The sequence below is a fragment of the Streptomyces sp. NPDC002994 genome, from assembly GCF_040611155.1.
GTDB lineage: Bacteria > Actinomycetota > Actinomycetes > Streptomycetales > Streptomycetaceae > Streptomyces.
Map to the genome: position 1 here is coordinate 96,534 of NZ_JBEXNQ010000016.1, position 22,936 is coordinate 119,469.

The following is a 22,936-nucleotide window of genomic DNA, read 5'->3' on the forward strand; positions in this document are numbered from 1 at the left end:
CTCAGTCGCGGTACAGCGCGCGCTTGTCGATGTAGCGGACGACACCGTCCGGAACGAGATACCAGACAGGCTCACCCGCCGCGACCCTCGCCCGGCAGTCGGTCGACGAGATCGCCAGGGCCGGCACCTCCACAAGGGAGACGCCTCCCTTGGGCAGCCCGTCGTCCGTCAGGTCGTGGCCGGGCCTGGTCACACCGATGAAGTGGGAGAGCGAGAACAGCTCCTCCGCGTCCCGCCACGTGAGGATCTGGGCGAGCGCGTCGGCGCCGGTGATGAAGAAGAGATCCGAGTCGCTGTTCAGCTCGCGAAGATCCCGAAGTGTGTCGATGGTGTACGTCGGACCGCCACGGTCGATGTCGATCCGGCTCACCGAGAACTGCGGGTTGGACGCCGTCGCGATGACCGTCATCAGATAGCGGTCCTCGGCCGGGGACACGTGCTTGTGGCTCTTCTGCCACGGCTGCCCGGTCGGTACGAACACCACCTCGTCGAGGTGGAACTGGGCGGCCACCTCACTGGCGGCCACCAGGTGTCCGTGATGGATCGGATCGAACGTCCCGCCCATCACGCCGAGTCGGCGCTTGCCAGGACCGCTCGGCTTTTGCTGCTCTCCCATGCGTGCAGAGCCTACTGGCCCTCTCTCGCGGCCCTTCCTCAGCGGTCGCGGTTGAAGCGCGTGGTGATCCACAGCAGCACCAGGAGCGCGAGGAGCGCGCCGCCACCGGTGAGGTACGGGTTGAGGGATTCGTGGTTCCCGCCGTGCTCGCCGCCGTCACCGGAGGCAAGGGTCACGAGGGAGACAGCGGTGCTGTGGAGGCTCATGTTCGGCAGGACCTATCGGGAGTCGGAGCGGGGCGGAGAACTTCGGAGAGTTCCCCGACATCGTATGCGGGCCGCACGGGCACGCTCACGCCGACTCAGACGTTCACGCATTGTCCGGCTCCAGGAACCGGCCGAGCGCGCCGCACGTGAGCACACACGAGCACATACGCTGAGGCAAGTCCGGGGGACGGGAAACACTCGTAGACAGGGGGCCACCCATGACCGACGGCAATCACGAGAACGTACCGAGCCGCAATCGCCGGCGCTTCCCGGACATCTCCTCCCGGGCGTACGAACATCCGGCGGACCGCTCGGCCCTGGTGGCCCTGCGCAAGCTGACCGGCTTCGACACGGTGTTCAAGGCACTGAGCGGGCTGCTCCCCGAGCGCAGCCTGCGGCTGCTGTTCCTCTCCGACTCGGTGCGCGTGAGCGAGGCCCAGTTCGCGCATCTGCACGCGATGCTGCTGGACGCCTGTTACATCCTGGACCTGAAGAAGGTCCCTCCGATGTACGTCACGCAGGATCCGAAGCCGGGTGCCATGTGCATCGGTCTGGACGAGCCGATCATCGTGGTCACCACGGGCCTCGTCGAGCTGCTCGACGAGGAGGAAATGCGGGCGGTCGTCGGCCACGAGGTGGGCCACGCCCTGTCCGGGCACTCCGTCTACCGGACGATCCTGCTCTTCCTCACGAACCTGGCGCTCAAGGTCGCCTGGATCCCGCTCGGCAACATCGCGATCATGGCGATCGTGACGGCGCTGCGCGAGTGGTTCCGCAAGTCGGAGCTCTCCGCCGACCGCGCCGGTCTGCTGGTCGGCCAGGACCTCCAGTCGTCGATGCGCGGCCTGATGAAGATCGCCGGAGGCAACCACCTGCACGAGATGAACGTGGACGCGTTCCTGGCGCAGGCCGACGAGTACGAAGCGGGCGGTGACCTGCGCGACTCCGTGCTGAAGATCCTCAACGTGCTGCCGCGCTCGCACCCGTTCACGACGGTACGGGCCGCCGAGCTGAAGAAGTGGGCGGAGAGCCGCGACTACCAGCGGATCATGGACGGCCACTACCCGAAGCGCGACGAGGACGGCGACACCTCCGTCACGGACTCCTTCCGCGAGTCCGCCTCGCACTACGCCGACACGGTACGCACGAGCAAGGACCCGCTGATGAAGCTCGTGGGCGACCTCGCGGGCGGCGCGGGCGACCTGGGCGGCAAGCTGCGGGACAAGTTCACCGGCGGCGGCAGCAGCGGCAGCAGCAACAACGGCAGCGACACGGGCAAGGGCCCCGGCCCCGACGCTCCGTAGCGTCGCCCCCCCGGACGCCCTGAGCCACCGGCCCACGGGCTAGCCACCGCCCCCCGGGCTCGGCATCGCGCCCGGGGCGAGCGCGCCGCAGAGCGCCGCCGTGGCCCGGCCCGTCGCGTACGGGTCGGTCCCGGCGGGGCCCTCGGCGGTGGCCCGCTGCCCGGCCAGAACGGGCCGCAGATGGCCCGCCGCGTCGGCGGAGCACGCCTGGGGCCCGGCCTGGACGTACGACACGAGCAGCTCGGCCCGGTGCATCCGCAGGTCGTCGCGGTCGAAGCCGAAGTGCAGCTCCCGGCGCACGGTGAACAGCGACGCGCTCTCGTCGGACTCGGAGGCTTTCGCCGGCCGCATCGCGTACACAAAGGTGTGGTCCGAGGTCACTTCCAGGCGGTGGGACTGCGTCTCCTCGACGCGCAGTACGCCCTGTACGCGCGCCTGCGGGCTTGCGAGCGTCACCTTCGTCGGGTCGAAGCGGACCAGCCACCCCGTGGCCGCGTGCCTGCCGTCGTCGGCCGGGGCGTCGAAGCTGCGGTCGAACTGGGTCAGCTGGTCGGGATCGAGCAGGGTGCGCACCGGGCGGACCGTGGAGCCCTTCAGTACGTCCGGGTCGAGGGACGACTCGACCAGGTAGTCCTTCGCGATGGTCAGCGCGGCCATCACCTGCCCCTCCGAGAAGTGCGCGGTGCGCCGCGCGGACGGCAGCGTGATGCCCTCGGCGCCCGTCCGGAACTGCGCGGCCGGGCTGCGATCGAAGAGCTTGGCGGGCTCGCCGCCCGGCACTGTGCCCTCCGGAGCCAGCGGTATGACCGTCGTCCGCATCAGCCCCGCGCGCGTGGCTGTCGGCGGCTGGTAGGGGTGGCGTACGCCCATGTAGATCGCCGTGCCGAAGGCGATCGCGACGAGCAGGACGAGCACCAGCGCCTGCTTCGGCCCCGAGCCGCCCTTGCGGCCTTCGCCGCCGCCCATGCCGGCGGCCCGGGCCTTCCAGGCAGGCCGGCTCCGTACCGCCTTCTCGTGATCGTCCAGTCGTTCCTGGGCGGAGTACTCCTGGAGGCGGGCAGCCCGCACAAACGATTCGTCGAAGACGACGGACCGGTATTCGTCGTCGCTGCCACCCGGGAGGCCCTCGGGTGGACCTTCTGGCGGCTCTCCGCGGCTTGCCATGACTTCTCCCGATCTCCGCCACCCACCGGAAGTCGATGCACTACGCTCCGCTACAGCCGCGAGGCGTCGGGCAGGGCCTGTCCGTCATGAGTTCGCATGCGCGGACAAGTGAGAAGCCCCCCTGGGGGAGGGGTCACAACTTCAGGGTAGGTCGATGGCCCCGAAGCTAAACGCCCTGGTACGTGAGAACTTCTGGCGAGTTCTCACGTACCAGGGCGATCGCATGTCAGGGCGTGGTGCGCGGGACCGCCGGCGCGGCCGGCGCGGAGTACTCGGCGGAGGCCGAGGGACCGCCGGTCCGGGAGTTGTCGCTCGTAGCGGGCACCGGCACCTGGTCCTCGCGCCCGCCGGACGCCGCCCCCCGGTAGACCGCGGTGAAGGCGAGCGCCACCATCCCGATGCCCATCAGCAGGGCCAGGATCCAGGCCACCGGCCGGTGCCAGCGCGCATGCCCCCGGTACGGGCGCAGGGCGCCGCCGTGCCGCCCGTACGGGCCCCTGCCGCCGTCGTACTCCCCGTCGTACTCGCCGTACTCACCGTCGCCGTCCAGCGGCCCGTACGCGCCGTCGTGACGGGGATCGCGGGCGCCGTACTCGGAGCCGTACCCGTCGTCGAAGAGATCGTCGTCCGGGGAGACCTTGCCGGCCCTCGCTCTGGTCGCCTCGGCATCGGCGCGCGCCTGGGCGGCCGACAACAGCCGCTCCACAGCGGTCGGTTCATGGACCTCGGCGGCCCGTACGAAGTCCTCGTCGAACACCACGGAGGCGAAGTCCTCGTCCGCGCCTCCGCGGTCGACAGGGTCCTCAGGGTCCCAGCCGTCCTGGAACGGCCTGCCCCCCACGTCGTCCGGCACTCGTTCAGCGTAGACCTGGACGCTCGTTTTGGGCAGAGAACGTGCGAACGATGCGTGCGCCGGATTCGCTAACGCGTGTGACCGTCGCCCGTCACGATGTACTTCGTCGAGGTCAGCTCGGGCAGCCCCATCGGACCGCGCGCGTGCAGCTTCTGCGTCGAAATCCCGATCTCGGCGCCGAAACCGAACTGACCGCCGTCAGTGAAGCGTGTGGACGCGTTCACCGCGACCGTCGTCGAGTCCACCAGCTGGGTGAAGCGCCGGGCCGCGGCCTGCGAGGTCGTGACGATCGCCTCGGTGTGCCCGGAGGTCCAGCGGCGGATGTGGGTGACGGCGCCGTCCAGCGAGTCGACGACGGCGGCGGCGATGTCGTACGACAGGTACTCGGTCTCCCAGTCCTCCTCCGTGGCCGCCACGGCCGACACCTTGGACCCCTCGGCGTACGGCAGCACCCGCTCGTCACCGTGGACCGTGACGCCCGCCTCGGCGAGCGCGTCCAGGGCGCGCGGCAGGAAGGCGGCCGCGATGTCCTGGTGGACGAGGAGCGTCTCGGCGGCGTTGCAGACGCTGGGCCGCTGCGCCTTGGAGTTGACGAGGATGTCGACGGCCATGTCGATGTCGGCCTCGGCGTCCACGTAGACGTGGCAGTTTCCGGTGCCCGTCTCGATGACGGGGACGGTGGACTCCTCGACGACCGTACGGATCAGCGACGCGCCGCCGCGCGGGATCAGGACGTCGACCAGACCCCGGGCGCGCATCAGCTCCCGTACCGAGACGCGCGACTTCCCCGGCACGAGCTGCACGGCGTCGGCGGGCAGGCCGGCCCCGGCGATCGCGTCGCGCACGACGCCGACGAGCGCGGTGTTGGAGGCGTACGCCGACGACGAGCCGCGCAGCAGCACCGCGTTGCCGGACTTGAGGCACAGCGCGGCGGCGTCCACGGTCACGTTCGGCCGGGCCTCGTAGATGATCCCGACGACGCCGAGCGGCACGCGGATCTGCCGCAGGTCGATGCCGTTGGGCAGGGTGGAGCCGCGTACGACCTCGCCGACCGGGTCGGGCAGCGCGGCCACGTCCCGGACGTCGGAGGCGATGGCGGCGATCCGCTCGGGGGTCAGCGTCAGCCGGTCGATGACCGTCTCGCTCGTGCCGGCGGCGCGCGCCTTGGCGACGTCCTGGGCGTTGGCCTCGACGACCTCGTCCGTACGGGCCACCAGCGCGTCGGCGACGGCCAGCAGCGCGGCGTCCTTGGCGGAGCGCGGAAGTGGCGCGATCGCGTCGGCGGCGGCGCGGGCCCGCCGGGCGGTCAGCGTGACCGGGGACCCGGCCGCGGTCGTGTCGGCGAGGGGCGCGTCGGCGGGCGTCGCGTCGGCGAGAGGAGAGTGCGAGGTCATACCCGCAGGGTAATGCGCTCCCTGTGGGCATCCACCGGGTATCCCGCTCCGCGAGACGACCCGTCCACCGCGCCCGCCCCCGTCAGCCCCACCAAGCCCCGTCGGCCCCGTCGGCCCCAAGCATCACAGCAGTCAGTACGGATGTACGCCCACCGGGGCCGCCGGCGGCGGACCGTACCCCTCGGCGATCCGCTGGTGGTAGGTGTCCCGGTCGATGACCTCCAGGCCCACGATCTCCCACGGCGGCAGCTTCGACGTCGACCGGTGCTCCCCCCACAGCCGCAGCGCGACCGCCGCCGCGTCGTGCAGGTCTCGCGCCTCTTCCCAGTAGCGGATCTCCGCGTGATCGTTGGCGTATCTGCTGGTCAGCAGGAAGGGATGGTCGTGGGCGAGCTGTTCGAGGCCACGCCTGACCTCCTGCAGCGGAGCCTCGGCGCCCGAGACGCTGAGGGTGATGTGCCAGAGCCTCGACGCCTCCCGCGTGCCGTGGACCTCCCGGCCGGGAGCCGGCCCCTGGTCGGGTTCGGTGGCGTCGCCGAAGTCTGCTCCCGCCCCGACACTGGTCAGGGCTCGCTCGGCCGTCCCTCGGGGCAGCGCCCCCGGACGCGCTCGTCTCACCGGCGGCCTCCTGTAATGCGTTGCTGTGCTGTACCCCGCGCTGCCGTGTCCCCCGCAACAAAGTTGACCAGTCCTGGGCCCGGCGCGTGACGGTTTTCATGAAGGTCTCTGCCACGAGACCGGTCTTTCAGCCGTTTCAGGGGTGGAGAACAACCAGATCGTCCCTGTGTACGACTTCACGCTCGTACGCGGGCCCCAGCTCCTTCGCCAGGTCGCGGGTGGAGCGGCCGAGCAGCTGCGGGATTTCCTTGGCGTCGTAGTTGACGAGCCCGCGGGCGACGGCCACGCCCGCCGTGTCCCGCAGCTCCACCGGGTCACCGGCGCTGAACTCGCCCTCGACCCCGGCGATCCCGGCCGGCAGCAGCGACGTACGCCGCTCCACCACGGCCCGTACCGCCCCGTCGTCGAGCGTGAGCGCGCCCTGCGGCGTCGACGCGTGGGCGAGCCACAGCAGCCGGTCGGCGCTGCGGCGGCCCGTGCTGTGGAAGTGGGTGCCCGTTTCCCGGCCCGCGAGGGCGTCGGCGGCCTGGCTGGCGGAGGTGAGGACGACGGGGATGCCGGCGGCCGCGGCGATACGGGCGGCCTCGACCTTGGTCACCATGCCGCCGGTGCCGACGCCTGCCTTGCCCGCGCTGCCGATGGAGACGTGCGCGATGTCCTCCGGGCCGCGCACCTCGGCGATGCGTGTGGTGCCGGGGAGGCTGGGGTCGCCGTCGTACAGCCCGTCCACGTCCGACAGGAGCACCAGCAGGTCGGCCCGTACGAGATGGGCGACGAGGGCGGCGAGCCGGTCGTTGTCGCCGAAGCGGATCTCGTCCGTGGCGACAGTGTCGTTCTCGTTGACGACCGGGACCGCGCCCATGGCGAGGAGCTGGTCCAGCGTCCGGTAGGCGTTGCGGTAGTGGGCGCGGCGGCTGGTGTCGTCGGTCGTCAGCAGCACCTGGCCGACGCGCACGCCGTAGCGCGCGAAGGAGGCGGTGTAGCGGGCCACGAGCAGGCCCTGGCCGACGCTGGCGGCCGCCTGCTGCCTGGCGAGGTCCTTGGGCCGGCGGGCGAGGCCGAGGGGTGCGAGCCCGGCGGCGATGGCGCCGCTCGACACGAGCACGATCTCCTTCTCACCGCCGCTGCGCGTCTTGGCCAGTACGTCGACGAGGGCGTCGACCCGGTCGGCGTCGAGGCCCCCCGACGCCGTGGTCAGTGAGGAGGAGCCGACCTTGACGACGATCCTGCGGGCCTCTGCGACGCTCTGCCTTGCCCCTGACACGTACGGTCCCCACTCTTGCTCGCCCGGTTCTCCCCGTAATTCTCCTCGCAATGTACGTGAGCAGCTGCGGACGCCGCCTCCGCATTCCGCCCGCTGGACGGACTTGGGCCTGCGGGCGGACGCCGCCTCTGGTTCATGTCCGTTGATTCCAGGAGGACTCGGGACGCGAACCAGAGGCCGGGAGACCCTCCGTCAGGAACGGAGCACGCCGCGCGCCATCCTGCGCAGCTTGCGCACCACGCGCCGCGCGAAGGACGGCGTGGGCCTGATGGCGGCCTTGGGGGCGGTCACCCGCACCCCGCCGACCATCTCCGAGACCGTGACCGCGAACATCTCGTCGGGTACGCCCGCCTTCTTGTCCCCGAAGTGCGGGTACGCGAGGTACGGCTTGCCCGCGGAGCCCTTGCGGATCACCTCGGGCACTTCCTTCGCCTCGAGGAACTTCAGGTGGTCCTCCAGGAGATCCGCCCGGCCCTCGGCAACGTAATGCATCCGCAGCCGCTCGGGCACCTTCAGCCGGCGGGCCACGCCCGGCGTCCAGTACTTCTCCATGAGCGGCCGCGCAAGGTCCAGCTTGTCCTCGCGCGTTTCGGCCTTCGACTTCAGCCAGCGGTGGTCGAACTGCGGGAGCAGCGTGATCACGAAGGGCCGGATCATCAGCTCGTCCCGCTTCTCGCCGGGCGGGAAGAACTCGGCGATCAGGTCCATCAGGGCCGTCGCCGAGTCGAAGCGCATCGCGTAACTGCCGCTCTGCGTGATGTGCTTGCCGTCGTCTCGGCGCACGATGTACAGGCAGACGTAGTCGGCGATGATCGAAACCCCGGCACTCCGTACATATGCCTCAAGGGTGAATCGCGCGTCCTCGCCGGTATACAGCTGCTGATCGAAGCGCATCTTGTGCTTCTCCAGCAGCTCGCGCCTGAAGAGCTTCTCCGCGCTGAGCGTGAACTTGATGTTGGAGGAGAAGAGGTCCGTACGCTCAAGGGTGCGGCCGAACATGGACTTCGGCGCGCCGCGTCCGATGCCCTCGATCTTGCCCAGCACGACGTCCGTGCCGTTGCGGTCGGCCATCGCGACCATCCGCTCCAGCGCCTCGTCACCGAGGTAGTCGTCGGCGTCGAGAAAGAAGACATAGCGGCCGCGCGCCATGTCGAGCCCTACGTTGCGGGGCTTGCTGGGTCCACCGGAATTCTCCTGGTGGACCACGCGCGTAGGCACCTTGGTCCTGGCTGCGAACTCGTCGAGATACTCTCCGGTCCCGTCGGTCGAGCCGTCATTGACGGCCACGATCTCAATGCGGTCTGCGCCCAGCGTCTGAGCTTCGACCGACTCCAAGCAGGGGATCAAGTACGGCATCGCCTCATAAGCCCCGATGATCACTGTCACATCGGGAATACCGGCTACGTCCACACCCGTCTCATTCTCGTTCATCGACATCCAAGACACTCGGCACATCGGTGGGGTTGTTCACCATCGTCACTTTTCCACGTGACGCTCACCACACCGCGCACCAACGGCCCGGCAGAACGTCTCAAAAAGACGTCCTACCGGGCCGGTTTTCGACCTTTGTCCGGGTATCGACCAGGTGTCGGAGGTCAGCCCGCCACAGTCGAGTCGATCCCGTTCGACTCCGGAGCCGAGTCACTCGGGTCCGCCGCGGTGACGGCTACCTCGACGCCGGTGCGCTGCGCCACGCCGTGGTTGCGGGCCTCGGACTTGGCCGCCAGGGCCCGTACGGCGTCGTTGAACTGCACGATGGACGCCGGCTCGTCGGGACCCAGCAGGTACGCCTTCAGCTCGCGCCGCGCCTGAGCCAGCGTGTCGGCGCTCTCGCCACCCGTGATGGCCGCGAGCAGCTCGTCGAGCTGCTCAGCACCGTTGTTGAGGATGACGGCGGCGCGTACGGCGGTGTTCTGCTGCTTGAACTCCTCGACGCCCAGCTCGGCGGAGTCGGTCACGGCGTACGGCTTGCCGCTCGCGATGAAGTCCGACACCACGCTGGAGATGTCGGAGACCATGCCGTCCGACTCGTTGAAGCAGTCGTACAGGCGCGGCTCGGCGCCGGTGATGACCCGGTGCTCCCACCACCCGAACGAGCGCCAGTACGCGGCGTTCCACTCGTCCCTGAGCTTCGCCAGCTCGGCCTCGCGCGCCGGATCGGGCAGCGCGTCACGCGAGATCTCAGCCTCGTCCTTGCCGTTCTTGGCGCCGCCCTTGCTCTTGGCCCCCAGCTCGCCGAGGCGTGCCTCGATACGGGCCAGCTCGGCCTTCGCCGCGGCCTGCTCCGCCTGGAGCGCGGTGGCGTCCTGCGCCCAGCGGGTGTCGGTGGCGCGCTCGGCGGCCGCCGCCTCCACCATGGCGGTGATACGGGCGTGCACGGCCTTCGCCTTGGGGCTGCGCGTCCCGGTGAAGGGGTGCGGCTTGTAGAGCACCCTGACGGGCTTCTCGGCCTCCAGCAGGCGCCTGACGATGTTCTCGCCGGCCAGCAGGATCGAGGTGTTGCCCGGGTTGTCGTCCCAGCCCTCCCAAGTGGGGGCGTAAAGCACGGTGGGAACCGGATTCTTCGGCGTACCGCCCCAGGTCTGGATCGGGGCCAGCTGCGGGCGCCCCACCTCGACGATGTCCTCGTCGCGGACGCCGACGTCGGCGAGGGCGTAGCGGTCGCGGCCGGCCCGGCCGGCGCTCCACACCTCGTCGTACACCTTGCTGAACGGGTTGATGCTCGCGACCTTGTCGCTGTCGCCGTGCCCGATGAAGACGTGCTTCATGGTGGGGATGCGCAGCATGTGGATGTTCTTGCCGACGTTGGCGGCGTAGAGCGCGACCCGCACCGTGGACAGGTCCATGTTCATCAGGTGCGTGGCGCTCGGAACGCAGATCACCGGCACCGACGTCGGGCCGAGCTGCGGCACGATGTGGCGCTCGCGCAGGACGATCAGCGGCCTGCCGTCGAGCTGCTTCATCGTTTCGAGCCACATGTTGACCTGGTACGCCGACTCACGGGAGCCGGAGAAGTACAGGACCGTGGTCGGGCGGTAGTCACGCAGCCACTCGTCGATGCCCTCCAGGACCTTTTCCGTCGTCGGGACGCGGCGGCCGCGCCGCAGGTACGGCATCAGCACCACGACGTAGGTGACGGCCAGGGCCACGGTGAGCGCGAGGCCCGCGTAACCGACGGCGTTCTCACCGCTCTTGACGGCGATCAGCACACCCGCGACCGCGAAGACGTCGAGGTGCAGCATCTTCTCGGCGGACCGGTTCAGCAACTGCTTGGGCGGGGCCGCCGGAATGCGCAGCTTGCCGAGGTCGATGTTGCGGGTCACCACCGGCATCCTGCGACGCAGGCGGATCAGCGTGACGAGCGCGCCGTGCGGCGCCTGGAGCGCGTAGAAAAGCAGCAGCGAGGCGATCGTCACGTAGAAGATCGTCTGCTCGGCCAGCTGCATGCGGGCCAGCAGCAGGATCAGCAGCAGCTGGCGCACCAGGAAGCGGATCGAGAGACCGGCCCGGACCTTGCCGAGGCGATTGATCAAGTAGCTGCCGCGCTGGTGCAGATGCTGATCCGCGAGGTACGTCGCGGCGACTGCGGCCGCGAAGAACCAGAGGCTGGGGATCAGCGCGGCCAGCATCATGCACGGATACCCCAGTGCGATGACGGTGGCGGCGGCCAGTTCGGATCCGCTGCCCACGCGGGCCAGCCGGATGGCGGTCGAAATCACGAAGAACCTGCTCCAGAGGGGTGCCGGTTATTTACGGTGCAAAGGGAAACGGAAATGTGAAGCCCAGCTCCACGAAGTCGGGCCTCTGCATATCGCTGCTTGGCGACTACAGAGGCCCGAATCTTGGATTGTCAAGCAGTATTACACATCTTCCTGACGGTCCAGGACGGCGGCCAGTGCCTGCTCGAAGCCCGACGCCTCGGACGCGCCACGGGTCGGGTCCACCTGCCGTACGTCGATGACGTGACCGGTGAGCTCCGAGAGCAGCACGTCCAGCGACGTACGCGCCACGGCCTCGGAGGACAGCAGCGAGCCCGCGGGCTCGTCACCGAACGCCTTGGTGCGCATCGGCGTCGCCGTGCGCTCCGGGTTCACGCAGTTCACGCGCACGCCGTCGCCCGCCCACTCGTCCGCGAGGGCCTGGGTGAGGTTCACCATGGCGGCCTTGGTGGAGGAGTAGAGGCTGTACTCAGCGCGGCCGCGGGTGTAGCTGCTGGAGGTGTAGAGCAGCAGCTGGCCCTTGGTCTCGGCGAGGTACTTGTGCGAGGCGCGGGCGATCTGCACGGGGGCCAGGTAGTTGACGTTCAGCGCTTCCTGGATGGTCGTGTTGTCCGTCTCGGCCAGCTTGCCGATGCGGAGCACGCCCGCCGTGTTGATCACGTAGTCGATACGGCCGGTCTCCGCGTACGCCTTCGACAGGGCCTCGTCGACGTGCTCGGGGTTCTCGACATGCGTACCGGTGGTGGAGCGGCCCAGCGCGTACACCTTGGCGCCGTACTGCTCGGCGAGGGTCGCGATGTCCGCGCCGATGCCGTACGAACCACCGAAGACGACCAGCGTCTTGTCGGCCAGCAGCTCGCGGTACGCGGCCTCGTCGGCCTGCTGCGGGGCGGCGGTGGAGGCGAGCTGGAACAGCTTGTCGGCGATGAAGACGTCGACCGGCTGCGTCACCTTCATGTTGTACTCGTCACCCGCGACGACGTAGATCGGCACGTCGGGCAGGTACTTGAGCACGACCGAGCAGTCGTCGGTGGCCTGGAAGTTCGGGTCACCGGCGGCGACTTCGTACGCCCTGCGGATGGTGCTCAGCTTGAAGGCCTGCGGGGTCTGGCCGCGGCGCAGCCGGGACCGGTCCGGGACCTCGGTGATGAACTCGCCGTCGCCGCCGTGCGTACGCGTCACGATGATCGTGTCCGCGGACGGGATGGCGACGTCGACCGCCTGGTAGCGGTCGAGCGCGTCGACACAGTCCTGGATCACGCGCTGTGACAGGAGGGGACGCACCGCGTCATGGAAGAGGACGTTACGGTCCTCCCCTTCCGCGAGCCCTTCCTCGAGCGCGGAGATGGCGCGCTCGGTGGTCTCGTTGCGCGTCGCACCGCCCTCGATGACCTTGGTGACCTTGGTGAGGCCGGCCTTGGCGACGATCTTCTCGACGTCGGGCACGTAGCCCGGCGCCATGAGAACGATGATGTCGTCGATGCCTTCCGCCTGCTCGAAGATCGACAGCGTGTGCTCGATGACCGCCTTGCCTGCGATCTTCAGCAGCTGCTTGGGGATCGACAGACCCACACGCTGACCGGTACCACCGGCGAGCACTACTGCTGTGGTTCGGGGCTTGGCTATGGGCTGCACAGACACAGACGACCTACCTTGCGAGGGCTGGGAGACAGGGTGATGGTCGCACTCTCCGTGACGGTCTCGCAAGGTGGACGTCCCCCGGGCGACACCTGTACGAAACCGGGGGTACGCCTGCGGTGCGTCCCGCGCGACCTTCCAGCCCTTCCGGCGTTTGAGGAGCGGGGTCCGGAGCGGAGCCCCAAAGCGCCGCAGGCCCCGGCCGTGACCGATGCCACAGGTGACATCGCTCGCCCGCCGGGGCCCCGCGCAGCCCCTAGAAGGGCTTGAACTCGTCGTACTCGCGCTGCGGGTCGTCGCGCTCCGCCTCGCGGTCCCGGCGCCGCGTCGCCGCCGGACGCGGAACGTCCAGGCGGTGGTCCTCACCACGGCGGCCGAGCATCTCCGCACCCGCCATCACCGTCGGCTCCCAGTCGAAGACAACCGCGTTGTCCTCCGAACCGATCGCCACCGCGTCACCCGCACGCGCACCGGCCTTCATCAGCTTGTCCTCGACGCCGAGGCGCGCGAGACGGTCCGCGAGGTAGCCCACGGCCTCGTCGTTGCTGAAGTCGGTCTGGCGCACCCAGCGCTCCGGCTTCTCGCCGCGCACGTGGTAGACGCCGTCTTCCTCGGTGATCGTGAAGCCCGCGTCATCGACGGCCTTCGGACGGATGACGACCCGGGTCGACTCCTCCTTCGGCTTCGCCGCGCGCGCCTTGGCAACGACCTCGGCCAGCGCGAAGGACAGCTCCTTGAGGCCGATGTGCGCGACCGCCGACACCTCGTAGACGCTGTAACCACGCGCCTCCAGGTCCGGGCGGATCATCTCCGCGAGTTCCTTGCCGTCCGGGATGTCGATCTTGTTGAGGACCACCACACGCGGCCGGTCGCCCAGGCCGCCGTACTGCGCCAGCTCCTCCTCGATCACATCGAGGTCGGTCAGCGGGTCACGGTCGGACTCAAGAGTCGCCGTGTCCAGTACGTGCACGAGCACCGAGCAGCGCTCGACGTGCCGCAGGAACTCCAGGCCCAGGCCACGGCCCTGGCTCGCGCCGGGGATCAGACCCGGCACGTCCGCGATCGTGTAGACGGTCGAACCCGCCGTGACGACACCGAGGTTGGGTACGAGCGTGGTGAACGGGTAGTCCGCGATCTTCGGCTTGGCCGCGCTGAGTACGGAGATCAGCGAGGACTTGCCGGCGCTCGGGTAGCCGACCAGCGCCACGTCGGCGACGGTCTTGAGCTCCAGGACGATGTCGCCGCCCTTGCCCGGCTCACCGAGCAGAGCGAAGCCGGGCGCCTTGCGGCGGGCCGAGGCCAGCGCCGCGTTGCCGAGGCCGCCGCGGCCGCCCTCACCGGCGACGTACGTCGTGCCGTGGCCGACCATGTCGGCCAGGACGTTGCCGTCCGTGTCCAGGACGACCGTGCCGTCGGGGACGGGCAGGATCAGGTCCTGGCCGTCCTTGCCGGAGCGGTTGTCGCCCGCGCCGGGCTGGCCGTTGGTGGCCTTGCGGTGGGGGCTGTGGTGATAGTCCAGCAGGGTGGTCACGGACTGGTCGACGACGAGGGTGACGTCGCCGCCACGCCCGCCGTTGCCGCCGTCCGGGCCGCCGAGCGGCTTGAACTTCTCACGGTGTACGGAGGCGCAGCCGTGGCCTCCGTTACCCGCGGCGACATGCAGTTCGACGCGGTCCACGAAGGTGGTCATGGGTGGGTCCTCCAGTACATACGGAAATGTCTACATACGTAACACGCCAAGGGCGGCCGCGCTTCCCCGTTACCCGGGAAAGTGCGTCCGCCCTCGGAAAGTGCTGTGCGTACCGCTCGACGAAAGCCGGAATTACTCGGCGATCGGAACGATGTTCACAACCTTGCGGCCACGGTGCGTGCCGAACTCCACCGCACCGGCGGCGAGCGCGAACAGCGTGTCGTCGCCACCACGGCCGACGCCCGAGCCCGGGTGGAAGTGGGTGCCGCGCTGGCGGACCAGGATCTCACCGGCGTTGACGGCCTGACCGCCGAAGCGCTTCACGCCGAGCCGCTGGGCATTGGAATCGCGACCGTTCCGAGTGGACGATGCGCCCTTCTTGTGTGCCATGTCTCAGTCCCTTTACTTCGCAGCCGTGGGGATACCGGTGACCTTGATCGCCGTGTACTGCTGGCGGTGACCCTGGCGACGGCGGTAGCCGGTCTTGTTCTTGTACCGAAGGATGTCGATCTTGGCACCCTTGTGGTGGTCCACGACCTCGGCGGTGACCTTGATGCCGGCCAGAACCCACGGGTCGCTGGTGACGGAGTCGCCGTCGACCACGAGCAGGGTCGAGAGCTCGACCGTGTCGCCAACCTTGGCCGTGGGAATCTTGTCAACCTCAACGATGTCGTCGACAGCAACCTTGTGCTGGCGACCACCGCTGCGCACGATGGCGTACACGCTGATCTCTCTTTCGCTCGGGACGGGGACCCCTGATGCCAGCCGCTCGCACGGGCCGGGGCCCGCGACGAATCCGAATGGACGAGCGGCCTCTAACAGCACACCGAAGGAGTGCCGGAAGGGAGGTGCTCAGGAGATGGCGTGCACAAAAACACGCCGACGGTCAAGAGTACGGGCCCCGTGTTGAGGGGTCAAACCGGCCCCACCGCGGCCGGGCGAGGGGCGCGGCGCCGATGGGTTCAGGCAGGTACAGGCGAGTCGGAAGACTTCACTCCGCCCTCACATGAAGTACCTTCACGTGAAGATCTTCATCGCGTCCAATAGGTCCTGCAAGGGCCGGTAGCACGGCGGCCGGCCCTTCCCGCGTTCGCGGCAGAGCTCATCGAGCCGCCGGAACGGGGAATCACCTGTGACCAACCCTGACATATCCGTGATCATCGGCGCCTACAACGCCATGCCCTACCTGACTCGAACCCTCACTTCGGTCGTCGAGCAGTCGATCGGGCACGACCGGATGGAAATCATCACGGTCAACGACGGCTCCACCGACACCACGGGCAAAGAGCTGGAGCGCTTCGCCGCCGACTACCCGGGGCTCTTCCAGGTCATCCACCAGGAGAACTCCGGCGGCCCCTCCGCCCCGCGCAATGTGGGACTCGACCGCGCCAGGGGCCGGTACATCTTCTTCCTCGACGCCGACGACTACCTCGGCGAAGAGACCCTTGAGCGGCTGCTCGCGGCCGCCGAGACGAACAAGACCGATGTGGTGCTCGGCAAGATGGTCGGCGTCAACGGACGCTCCGCGCCCGCCTCGATGTTCGTACGGAATCAGCCGCGCACCGACGTCTTCAGCTCCCGGGTGTACTGGGCGCTCAACCCGCTCAAGCTGTTTCGCCGGGACCTCATCGAGCGTCACGGACTGCGCTTCCCCACCGGTTACAAAGTGTGCGAGGACCAGCTCTTCACCGCTCTCGCCTATCTGCGTGCCGACGGCATCTCGGTCGTCGCCGACTACGAATGCCTCTTCATCGTCAGGCGGGACGACGGCCAGAACATCACCGTCACCACGCGCGGCGCGGAGGAGCGCATCCGCGCCCTGCGCATGATGGTCGACCTGGTCGAGGAGAACGTCCCTCCCGGGCCCGACCGCGACGCACTGATGCACCGTCACCTGACGATCGACATGTACCACGCGCTGCTGCACATCGAGCGGGAGACCGATCGCGCGGTCCAGGAGAACAACCTCGGCGAACTGCGCGACATGCTGTCGGGCTCGTACCCCGAGTCGCTCAAGACCCGCGTCAATGCCATCACCCGGCTGCGCTGCGAGCTGATCCAGCGCGGCATGCTCACGGAGCTACTGGAGCTGGAGCGCGCCGAGCAGGCCCACAAGAGCGCCGGTACCTCCCCCGATGTCCTGGTGGAGGACGGCAGTGCGTACGCACGTATGCCGTTCTTCCGCGACACCGGGCTCAGCATCCCCGACGCCTGTTTCGACATCACCCGCGAGCTCCAGGCGCGCCACCGGCTCGACTCCGTATCGCTCGACGGCACCCGGCTGACGCTGACCGGCCACGCCTACCTGCGGCGCGTCCCCGGCGAGCGCACCGGTGTCGAGCTGGTACTGCGCGAGCGGGACAGCAAGGCCGAGCACCGCGTACCGGCGGAGCCGGCGAGGACGGCCGGGCTCGGCGCGGACGAGGACGGCGGGGCGTACACCTACGCCGACGCGGGCTTCTCCGTGACCGCGGACCTGCTCTCCGTCGCCGACGGCGGGCGGCTGCCGCGCGGCCTGTGGGACGTCTTCGTCGCACTCGACACCGACGGCGTCACCCGCGAGATCCGCTTCGGCAACAAGCGTCTGCCCGAGGTCGACGCCAAGCCGGCCACGCATGTCGTGGGTCAGGGCGACGGCACCATGGCTGTCGCCCTCTACTTCACCAAGCCGTACAGCAACCTCACCGTCGATGTCGGCGAGAACAAGCACCGCGTCGCGGACAAGTTCCGTATCGACGGTGTCGCCTGGTCGAAGACCGATACGGCGACTCTGGAGATCACCGGCTCGTGGAAGCTGGCCACGCTGCCGCTCGGCGCGCTGAGCGTACGGCTGAGCAGCGAGGAGGGCGCACTCGTCGACTTCGCCGTCACCGCCCGCGGGGCAGCACGGGACAAGGGGTTCACCGCGCACGTCCCCGTCTCCGGCCTCGCGGCCGGCACCTGGACAGCGTCCCTGACGCTGGCGGGAGCGGGCGGTGCCGCCTGGCTCGCGCCCGTGCCCGCACGCCCGAACATGGAAGCCGGCCGGTGGCGGCGCCTCGGCCTGCCCTGGTACGCGAGACCGACGGCCGGCGGCGAGCAGTTCACCCTGCGGATCGACCGGGTGCGGGTGGGCAAGGCCATGGCGGAACGCCTGAAGCGCTAGCCACCGCCGTAGTACGCCCGAGGGCCGCCCCCCATGACGGGGAGCGGCCCTCAGTCGTTATGCCGTACGACCTTGCGGTCAGTCCTCCGTCGGGGCCGACACCGCCGACTGCGACTGCTGCTCCGCAGCCGAGGTCTTCTTCGAAGCCGACGCCTTCTTGGCCGTCGTCTTCTTGGCGGTCGTCTTCTTCGCGGCCGCCTTCTTGGCGGGCGCCGCCTTCTTCGCGGGGGCCTTCTTGGCGGCGGTCTTACGCGCCGCCTTCTTGACCGGAGCCGCGACCTCGGCTTCGGCTTCGGCACCGGTTTCGGCACCGGCCTCTGCCTCGGCGGCCTTTTCCGTCACCGGCGCCTCGACGACCAGCACGGCCGCCTCTTCCGCACCCTTGGGCGAGCCCGCGGGAGCGGACGCCTTGCGGGTCGCACGACGGCGCGCACGCGGCGGAGCCGCCGCTGCGGGCTCCTCCACCGCCGGCTCCCCGACCGGGGCCTCGGCCACCGGCTCAGCGGCTGCCTCGGGCTCCTCGGCCTTCGGCTCCTCGGCCACGGGGGCCGGAGCGAGGACCTGGACCGCCTCGTCGGCCGCGACGTCAGCGGCCTTCGGCGCACCTGCCGGGGCCGTCGCCTTGCGCGTCGCACGACGGCGCGTACGGGCCGGGGCGGCCTCCTGCACCACGGGCTCGGGCGCGGGCTCGACCACGGGCTCGGGCTCGGGCTCGGCCACGACCGCGGGCTCCGGAGCAGGCTCCTCGGCGTACACCGGCTCGGCGGCCGCCTTCGGCGCACCGGCCGGAGCCGTCGCCTTGCGCGACGCGCGACGACGCGAACGACCACGGCCGCCCGCAGCCGCCTCGGCCTCCGCCGGGCTGCTGTAGAGCTCCTCGTCCGGCACGAACTCGGGCTCGGCAAGCGCCATCGGCTCAGCCACCTCGGCGGCGAGCTCAGCCTCGGTCTCGGCTTCGATCTCGGCCTCGATCTCGGCCTCGATCGACTCCACGTGCTCGTGCTCGGCCTCCGCACCACGGCCGCGCTTCTTGGCACGCTTGCCGCCGCCACCGCCACCGACAACCGCCGGCTGCTCCATGTGCACGATCACGCCACGCCCGTTGCAGTGCACGCAGGTCTCGGAGAAGGACTCCAGCAGACCCTGGCCCACCCGCTTGCGCGTCATCTGGACCAGGCCCAGCGAGGTGACCTCGGCGACCTGGTGCTTCGTACGGTCGCGTCCCAGGCACTCCAGCAGACGCCGCAGCACCAGATCGCGGTTCGACTCCAGGACCATGTCGATGAAGTCGATGACGACGATGCCGCCCAGGTCGCGCAGCCGCAGCTGACGCACGATCTCCTCGGCCGCCTCCAGGTTGTTCCTGGTGACGGTCTCTTCGAGGTTGCCGCCCTGCCCGGTGAACTTGCCGGTGTTGACGTCGACGACGATCATCGCCTCGGTCTTGTCGATGACCAGCGAACCGCCGCTCGGCAGGTAGACCTTGCGGTCCAGCGCCTTCATCAGCTGCTCGTCGATCCGGTACGTCGCGAAGACGTCGACCTCCGACGTCCAGCGCGAGAGCCGGTCCGTCAGGTCCGGGGCGACGTGGTTGACGTAACCGTGGATGGTCTCCCACGCCTGGTCACCGCTGACGATGACCTTCGAGAAGTCCTCGTTGAAGATGTCGCGCACGACGCGGACGGTCATGTCCGGCTCGCCGTAGAGGAGCGTCGGACCGCTGGTCGCGCCGGTGCTCTTCGACTTCTTCTGGATGTCTTCCCACTGCTGCTGCAGACGCTCGACGTCGCGGCGCAGCTCGTCCTCGCTCGCGCCCTCGGCGGCGGTGCGCACGATGACGCCCGCGTCCTCGGGAACGATCTTCTTGAGGATGGTCTTCAGACGCGCGCGCTCGGTGTCGGGCAGCTTGCGGCTGATGCCGGTCATCGAGCCCTCGGGCACGTAGACCAGGTAGCGGCCGGGCAGCGAGACCTGGCTGGTCAGGCGGGCGCCCTTGTGGCCGATCGGGTCCTTCGTGACCTGCACGAGGACCGACTGGCCGGACTTGAGGGCGGACTCGATGCGGCGGGGGCCGTGGCCCATGCCCAGCGCGTCGAAGTTCACCTCACCGGCGTACAGGACGGCGTTGCGGCCCTTGCCGATGTCGACGAAGGCGGCCTCCATCGACGGCAGTACGTTCTGGACCTTGCCCAGGTAGACGTTGCCGACGTACGAGCTCGCCTGCTCCTTGTTGACGTAGTGCTCGACGAGGATGTTGTCCTCGAGCACGCCGATCTGGGTGCGGTCGCCGTTCTGGCGTACGACCATCACGCGCTCGACGGCCTCGCGGCGCGCCAGGAACTCGGCCTCGGTGATGATCGGGACGCGGCGGCGGCCCTGCTCACGGCCCTCGCGGCGGCGCTGCTTCTTCGCCTCCATACGGGTCGAGCCCTTGATGGACTGGACCTCGTCGAAGCCGGTGCCGGGCTCGCGCTCCGCTGCTTCCTTCTTTCGCGGCTCACGGACCTTGACGACCGTACGCTCCGGGTCGTCGACACCGTTGACCTCGGCCTCGGGGCCCGCCTCACCGCTACGACGGCGACGGCGACGGCGGCGACGGCTGGACGCGGAACCCGCACCCGACTCGTCTTCCTCCTCCTCGGCGCGCTCTTCCTCTTCTTCGGCGCGCTCGGCGGCGGCAGCCTCCTCGGAGGTGTACGGCTCCTCCTCGGCCTCCTCCGCGTCGGCGAGCTCGCCACGACGGCGGCGACGGCCACCGCGGCGACGACGACGCGCCCTGCGGTCCTCGGCCTCCTCCGACTCGTCGCGCGCCTCTTCTTCGCGCTCTTCCTCAAGGGCCTCGGCGGGCTCCTCCGGCTCCGGGGCGGCCTCGACGACGCGCTCGGCACGCTCGGCGCGCTCAGCACGAGCGGGCCGCTCGGCACGCTCGTCGCGCTCGTCCGCGGAAGGCTCGCCGCGGCGACGGCGACGGCGGCCGCGCTCCCGTACCTGCGGCGCGGGCGGGGCCTCGATGGTGACGGTCTCCTCCGCCTCCTCGTCCTCTTCCACGTCCTCGATGTAGTCCGGCTCCGACACCCGGGCAGCAGCGGCAGCCGCGGCCGTCTCGGGGGTCTGGAACATCGGCTCGGTGAAGACCGGGGCCTGGAACACGGCCACGGCGGGGCCCGCGGCACGGCGGCGCGAACGCGCCGGCTCCTCGGCTGCGGGCTTCGGCGCGGCCGACTCCGCGGCAGCGGCCTCGTCGGCGGCCTTACGACCACCGCGACGACGCGGCGTACGGCCACGGGGTGCCTCTTCGGCCTGCGCGGCCACCGGCTCCGCCGGGGCGGCGGGCTCGGCAGCGGCAGGCGCCTCTTCTGCGGCCTCGGCCTCCGCCTCGGCCGGCTTCGGCGCACCGGCGGGCGCGGTCGCCTTACGGGTCGCGCGACGACGGCCACGCCCACGCGGCGCCTCTTCGGCAGCCTCGTCGGCGGCGGGGGCCTCAGGGGCCTCCACAGCGGCGGGGGCCTCGGTCACCTCAGCCTCGGCCTCAGGCTCGGCTTCGGCGGGCTTCGGCGCACCGGCGGGCGCGGTCGCCTTACGGGTGGCACGGCGGCGCGTACGGGCCGGCGCAGCTGCCTCCTCCGCGACCTCGGCCGCAGCGGCGGGCTCGGCCTCGGGCTCAGGGGCCGTCTCTTCGCTCTTCGGCGCACCGGCCGGAGCCGTCGCCTTGCGCGTCGCACGACGGCGCGTACGGGCCGGCGCAGCGGCCTCGTCCGCGGCGGGCTCCTCAACCGCGGCGGGGGCCGCGGGGGCCTCCTCCACCTCGGCGGCCTTCGGCGCACCGGCGGGCGCGGTCGCCTTACGGGTGGCACGGCGGCGCGCACGGGCCGGCGGCGCGGCCTCTGCGCTCTCGGTGCTCTCGGTGCTCTCGGTGCTCTTGGTGGGGTGTGTGCTCTCTGCGGGCTCGCTCACGGCGGCACCCTCTCCGGCCGGTATGGCCGGAGCCGCGGCCTCTACAGTCTCGGCGGTCACTACGGCCTTCGCGTCACCGGACGGAGGTCCGGCAGGACGCGAGGCCGCGCGGCGCCGGCGGCGCGGCGGCAGCGTGTCGCTGGGCGAATGGTTGTTGTCGGTCTCCCCGGCGGTACGCGCGTTACGCGCGGTTCCTTCCGAGGGCTCGGTGGAATCGATCGGCTCAAGCATGCGGGCGGTTCTCCCGTCACGCTCCCGGGCGCCACACCTGATTCCGGTCCGGTCCGGTCCGCGCGATGAGCGCGGTACCGCCGTCCGGGGCGCGGGCGCCGCACGGGAGCTGTTGTCTAGCTCGCCGGTTCCGTACGCGGTATGCGTACGGCCTGGCGAAAGTCTTCGTGGTCAGTGCGCTGCCCGACCCAGGTGGCTCCCGAGTACCAGGGCTGCGCTACAACGACCGCCCTACGCGGAACCTGCACCTTCCGGCGCCTTCGCGGCGGTCAGTCCGGCGGCCGTGGGTGTGGCGGCCGTGACTGCCTCGCGGTCGGGCGCGAGCGGGTCGGTCACCGTGCCGGACTCCTCGTCGAAGAGCCCCTGCGCCAGCCTGGTCACCGCTGCGGGGACCGGCGGCGCCAGGTCGGCCACAGCTCGGAGACCGGACAGGACGTCGTCGGGTCGTACGGCGGGTGTCAAATGCCGAACAACCAGCCGCAGTATCGCACAGGGCTTGTCCTCCGGCCTATCGGACGAGGGACGGACGGCCTGCAGATCAGCGACGGCGCTGCGTGCGTCGAAGGACCTCATGCCGTTCTTGGTCCGGCGCTGGACCTCGACGCTCTCGGCGGCGAGGAAGGCGCCGACGGCCTTCTCCGCGTCCTCGGGAGTAACGCCGTCGAGCCGCATCTCCCATACGGAGGCCTGCAGCCGGTCGGCGAGACCCGACGTACGCGCTTCGACCGCGTCCGTGATGTCGAGCCCGTCCGGCAGCGACTCGTTGAGCAGCTCGCGCAGCTCACCGGCGTCGCGCGTGGCGGTCAGTGCGATCTCCAGGTACTCGGCCTCACTGCCCGTGCCGGTGGGTGCGGCATTGGCGTACGAGACCTTCGGGTGCGGGGTGAAACCCGCCGAGTACGCCATGGGTACGTCGGCGCGTCGCAGCGCCCGCTCGAAGGCGCGCTGGAAGTCGCGGTGGCTGGTGAACCGGAGGCGGCCGCGCTTGGTGTAGCGCAGTCGGATGCGCTGCACCGCCGGTGCGGGCGGCGGGCCTTCGGGCTGTCGCTTGCCCAGTGGTTCTTCTCCTCGTGCGGGGCGACGCGCTGTCCGCGCGTCACCCTCCGGCGTGGGGGCGTCCCCTCGCGTCCGTCCCGCCGG

Annotated in this window: 17 protein-coding genes; 2 read left to right on the top strand and 15 right to left on the bottom strand. The window is 70.1% G+C overall.

All coding sequences use genetic code 11. The features are described from left to right. Position 1: 1 nt before the first annotated feature. Together nadD and ABZX79_RS22350 are read right to left on the bottom strand one after the other, a co-directional pair. Positions 2-616: a nicotinate-nucleotide adenylyltransferase gene (gene nadD / locus ABZX79_RS22345; RefSeq protein WP_355260320.1), complete on the bottom strand. Its 615-nt coding sequence runs from the start codon at positions 614-616 to the stop codon at positions 2-4. 38 nt (positions 617-654) lie between these two features. Continuing rightward, the gene (locus ABZX79_RS22350; protein WP_215129926.1) at positions 655-822 is read right to left on the bottom strand and encodes a hypothetical protein; all 168 of its coding nucleotides are present in this window, start codon (positions 820-822) and stop codon (positions 655-657) included. A 218-nt stretch (positions 823-1,040) separates the two neighbouring features. Here ABZX79_RS22350 and ABZX79_RS22355 point away from each other — a divergent pair, with 218 nt between their 5' ends. Continuing rightward, positions 1,041-2,126, top strand: a complete 1,086-nt coding sequence (locus ABZX79_RS22355) for a M48 family metallopeptidase (protein ID WP_355260323.1) — start codon at positions 1,041-1,043, stop codon at positions 2,124-2,126. A gap of 39 nt (positions 2,127-2,165) precedes the next feature. Here the strand turns inward: ABZX79_RS22355 and ABZX79_RS22360 are convergent, their stop codons facing one another. The 11 genes from ABZX79_RS22360 to rplU all read right to left on the bottom strand — a co-directional run bounded on the left by ABZX79_RS22360 (position 2,166) and on the right by rplU (position 15,189). Continuing rightward, positions 2,166-3,290, bottom strand: coding sequence for a hypothetical protein (locus ABZX79_RS22360; protein WP_355260326.1), 1,125 nt, complete (start codon positions 3,288-3,290; stop codon positions 2,166-2,168). A 226-nt stretch (positions 3,291-3,516) separates the two neighbouring features. Next, complete coding sequence (locus tag ABZX79_RS22365) at positions 3,517-4,143, bottom strand: hypothetical protein (protein WP_355260329.1); 627 nt, start codon at positions 4,141-4,143, stop codon at positions 3,517-3,519. A 68-nt stretch (positions 4,144-4,211) separates the two neighbouring features. Next, the gene (locus tag ABZX79_RS22370; RefSeq protein WP_355260332.1) at positions 4,212-5,537 is read right to left on the bottom strand and encodes a glutamate-5-semialdehyde dehydrogenase; all 1,326 of its coding nucleotides are present in this window, start codon (positions 5,535-5,537) and stop codon (positions 4,212-4,214) included. A 132-nt stretch (positions 5,538-5,669) separates the two neighbouring features. After that, the gene (locus ABZX79_RS22375; RefSeq protein WP_355260335.1) at positions 5,670-6,155 is read right to left on the bottom strand and encodes a hypothetical protein; all 486 of its coding nucleotides are present in this window, start codon (positions 6,153-6,155) and stop codon (positions 5,670-5,672) included. Between the two features lie 136 nt (positions 6,156-6,291). After that, positions 6,292-7,419 carry a glutamate 5-kinase gene (gene proB, locus ABZX79_RS22380; RefSeq protein WP_355260338.1) on the bottom strand — a complete coding sequence of 376 codons (1,128 nt, stop codon included), beginning with the start codon at positions 7,417-7,419 and terminating at the stop codon, positions 6,292-6,294. Positions 7,420-7,611: 192 nt separating this feature from the next. Continuing rightward, positions 7,612-8,850, bottom strand: a complete 1,239-nt coding sequence (locus ABZX79_RS22385) for a glycosyltransferase family 2 protein (protein WP_355260341.1) — start codon at positions 8,848-8,850, stop codon at positions 7,612-7,614. 164 nt (positions 8,851-9,014) lie between these two features. Then, positions 9,015-11,138, bottom strand: coding sequence for a hypothetical protein (locus ABZX79_RS22390; RefSeq protein WP_355260344.1), 2,124 nt, complete (start codon positions 11,136-11,138; stop codon positions 9,015-9,017). 141 nt (positions 11,139-11,279) lie between these two features. Continuing rightward, complete coding sequence (locus tag ABZX79_RS22395) at positions 11,280-12,779, bottom strand: bifunctional cytidylyltransferase/SDR family oxidoreductase (RefSeq protein WP_355260347.1); 1,500 nt, start codon at positions 12,777-12,779, stop codon at positions 11,280-11,282. A 253-nt stretch (positions 12,780-13,032) separates the two neighbouring features. Beyond that, positions 13,033-14,466, bottom strand: coding sequence for a GTPase ObgE (gene obgE / locus ABZX79_RS22400; RefSeq protein ID WP_355260350.1), 1,434 nt, complete (start codon positions 14,464-14,466; stop codon positions 13,033-13,035). Between the two features lie 132 nt (positions 14,467-14,598). Continuing rightward, positions 14,599-14,856, bottom strand: coding sequence for a 50S ribosomal protein L27 (rpmA, locus tag ABZX79_RS22405; RefSeq protein ID WP_069928781.1), 258 nt, complete (start codon positions 14,854-14,856; stop codon positions 14,599-14,601). A 12-nt stretch (positions 14,857-14,868) separates the two neighbouring features. After that, positions 14,869-15,189 carry a 50S ribosomal protein L21 gene (rplU, locus tag ABZX79_RS22410; protein ID WP_028813461.1) on the bottom strand — a complete coding sequence of 107 codons (321 nt, stop codon included), beginning with the start codon at positions 15,187-15,189 and terminating at the stop codon, positions 14,869-14,871. 409 nt (positions 15,190-15,598) lie between these two features. On the opposite strand from rplU, the gene ABZX79_RS22415 reads away from it, so the two are divergent. After that, the gene (locus ABZX79_RS22415) at positions 15,599-17,611 is read left to right on the top strand and encodes a glycosyltransferase (protein ID WP_355260355.1); all 2,013 of its coding nucleotides are present in this window, start codon (positions 15,599-15,601) and stop codon (positions 17,609-17,611) included. A gap of 78 nt (positions 17,612-17,689) precedes the next feature. On the opposite strand, the gene ABZX79_RS22420 is transcribed toward ABZX79_RS22415, so the two are convergent. Both ABZX79_RS22420 and ABZX79_RS22425 read right to left on the bottom strand, forming a co-directional pair. After that, positions 17,690-21,796 carry an Rne/Rng family ribonuclease gene (locus tag ABZX79_RS22420; RefSeq protein ID WP_355260358.1) on the bottom strand — a complete coding sequence of 1,369 codons (4,107 nt, stop codon included), beginning with the start codon at positions 21,794-21,796 and terminating at the stop codon, positions 17,690-17,692. 231 nt (positions 21,797-22,027) lie between these two features. Then, complete coding sequence (locus tag ABZX79_RS22425; protein WP_355260361.1) at positions 22,028-22,810, bottom strand: TIGR03936 family radical SAM-associated protein; 783 nt, start codon at positions 22,808-22,810, stop codon at positions 22,028-22,030. Positions 22,811-22,936 lie beyond the last annotated feature (126 nt).

Excerpts from the sequence above, each read along its gene's own strand:
- nadD (WP_355260320.1), bottom strand. The coding sequence starts at position 616 with ATGGGAGAGCAGCAAAAGCCGAGCGGTCCTGGCAAGCGCCGACTCGGC.
- ABZX79_RS22350 (WP_215129926.1), bottom strand. The coding sequence starts at position 822 with ATGAGCCTCCACAGCACCGCTGTCTCCCTCGTGACCCTTGCCTCCGGT.
- ABZX79_RS22355 (WP_355260323.1), top strand. The coding sequence starts at position 1,041 with ATGACCGACGGCAATCACGAGAACGTACCGAGCCGCAATCGCCGGCGC.
- ABZX79_RS22360 (WP_355260326.1), bottom strand. The coding sequence starts at position 3,290 with ATGGCAAGCCGCGGAGAGCCGCCAGAAGGTCCACCCGAGGGCCTCCCG.
- ABZX79_RS22370 (WP_355260332.1), bottom strand. The coding sequence starts at position 5,537 with ATGACCTCGCACTCTCCTCTCGCCGACGCGACGCCCGCCGACGCGCCC.
- ABZX79_RS22385 (WP_355260341.1), bottom strand. The coding sequence starts at position 8,850 with ATGAACGAGAATGAGACGGGTGTGGACGTAGCCGGTATTCCCGATGTG.
- obgE (WP_355260350.1), bottom strand. The coding sequence starts at position 14,466 with ATGACCACCTTCGTGGACCGCGTCGAACTGCATGTCGCCGCGGGTAAC.
- rpmA (WP_069928781.1), bottom strand. The coding sequence starts at position 14,856 with ATGGCACACAAGAAGGGCGCATCGTCCACTCGGAACGGTCGCGATTCC.
- ABZX79_RS22420 (WP_355260358.1), bottom strand. The coding sequence starts at position 21,796 with ATGCTTGAGCCGATCGATTCCACCGAGCCCTCGGAAGGAACCGCGCGT.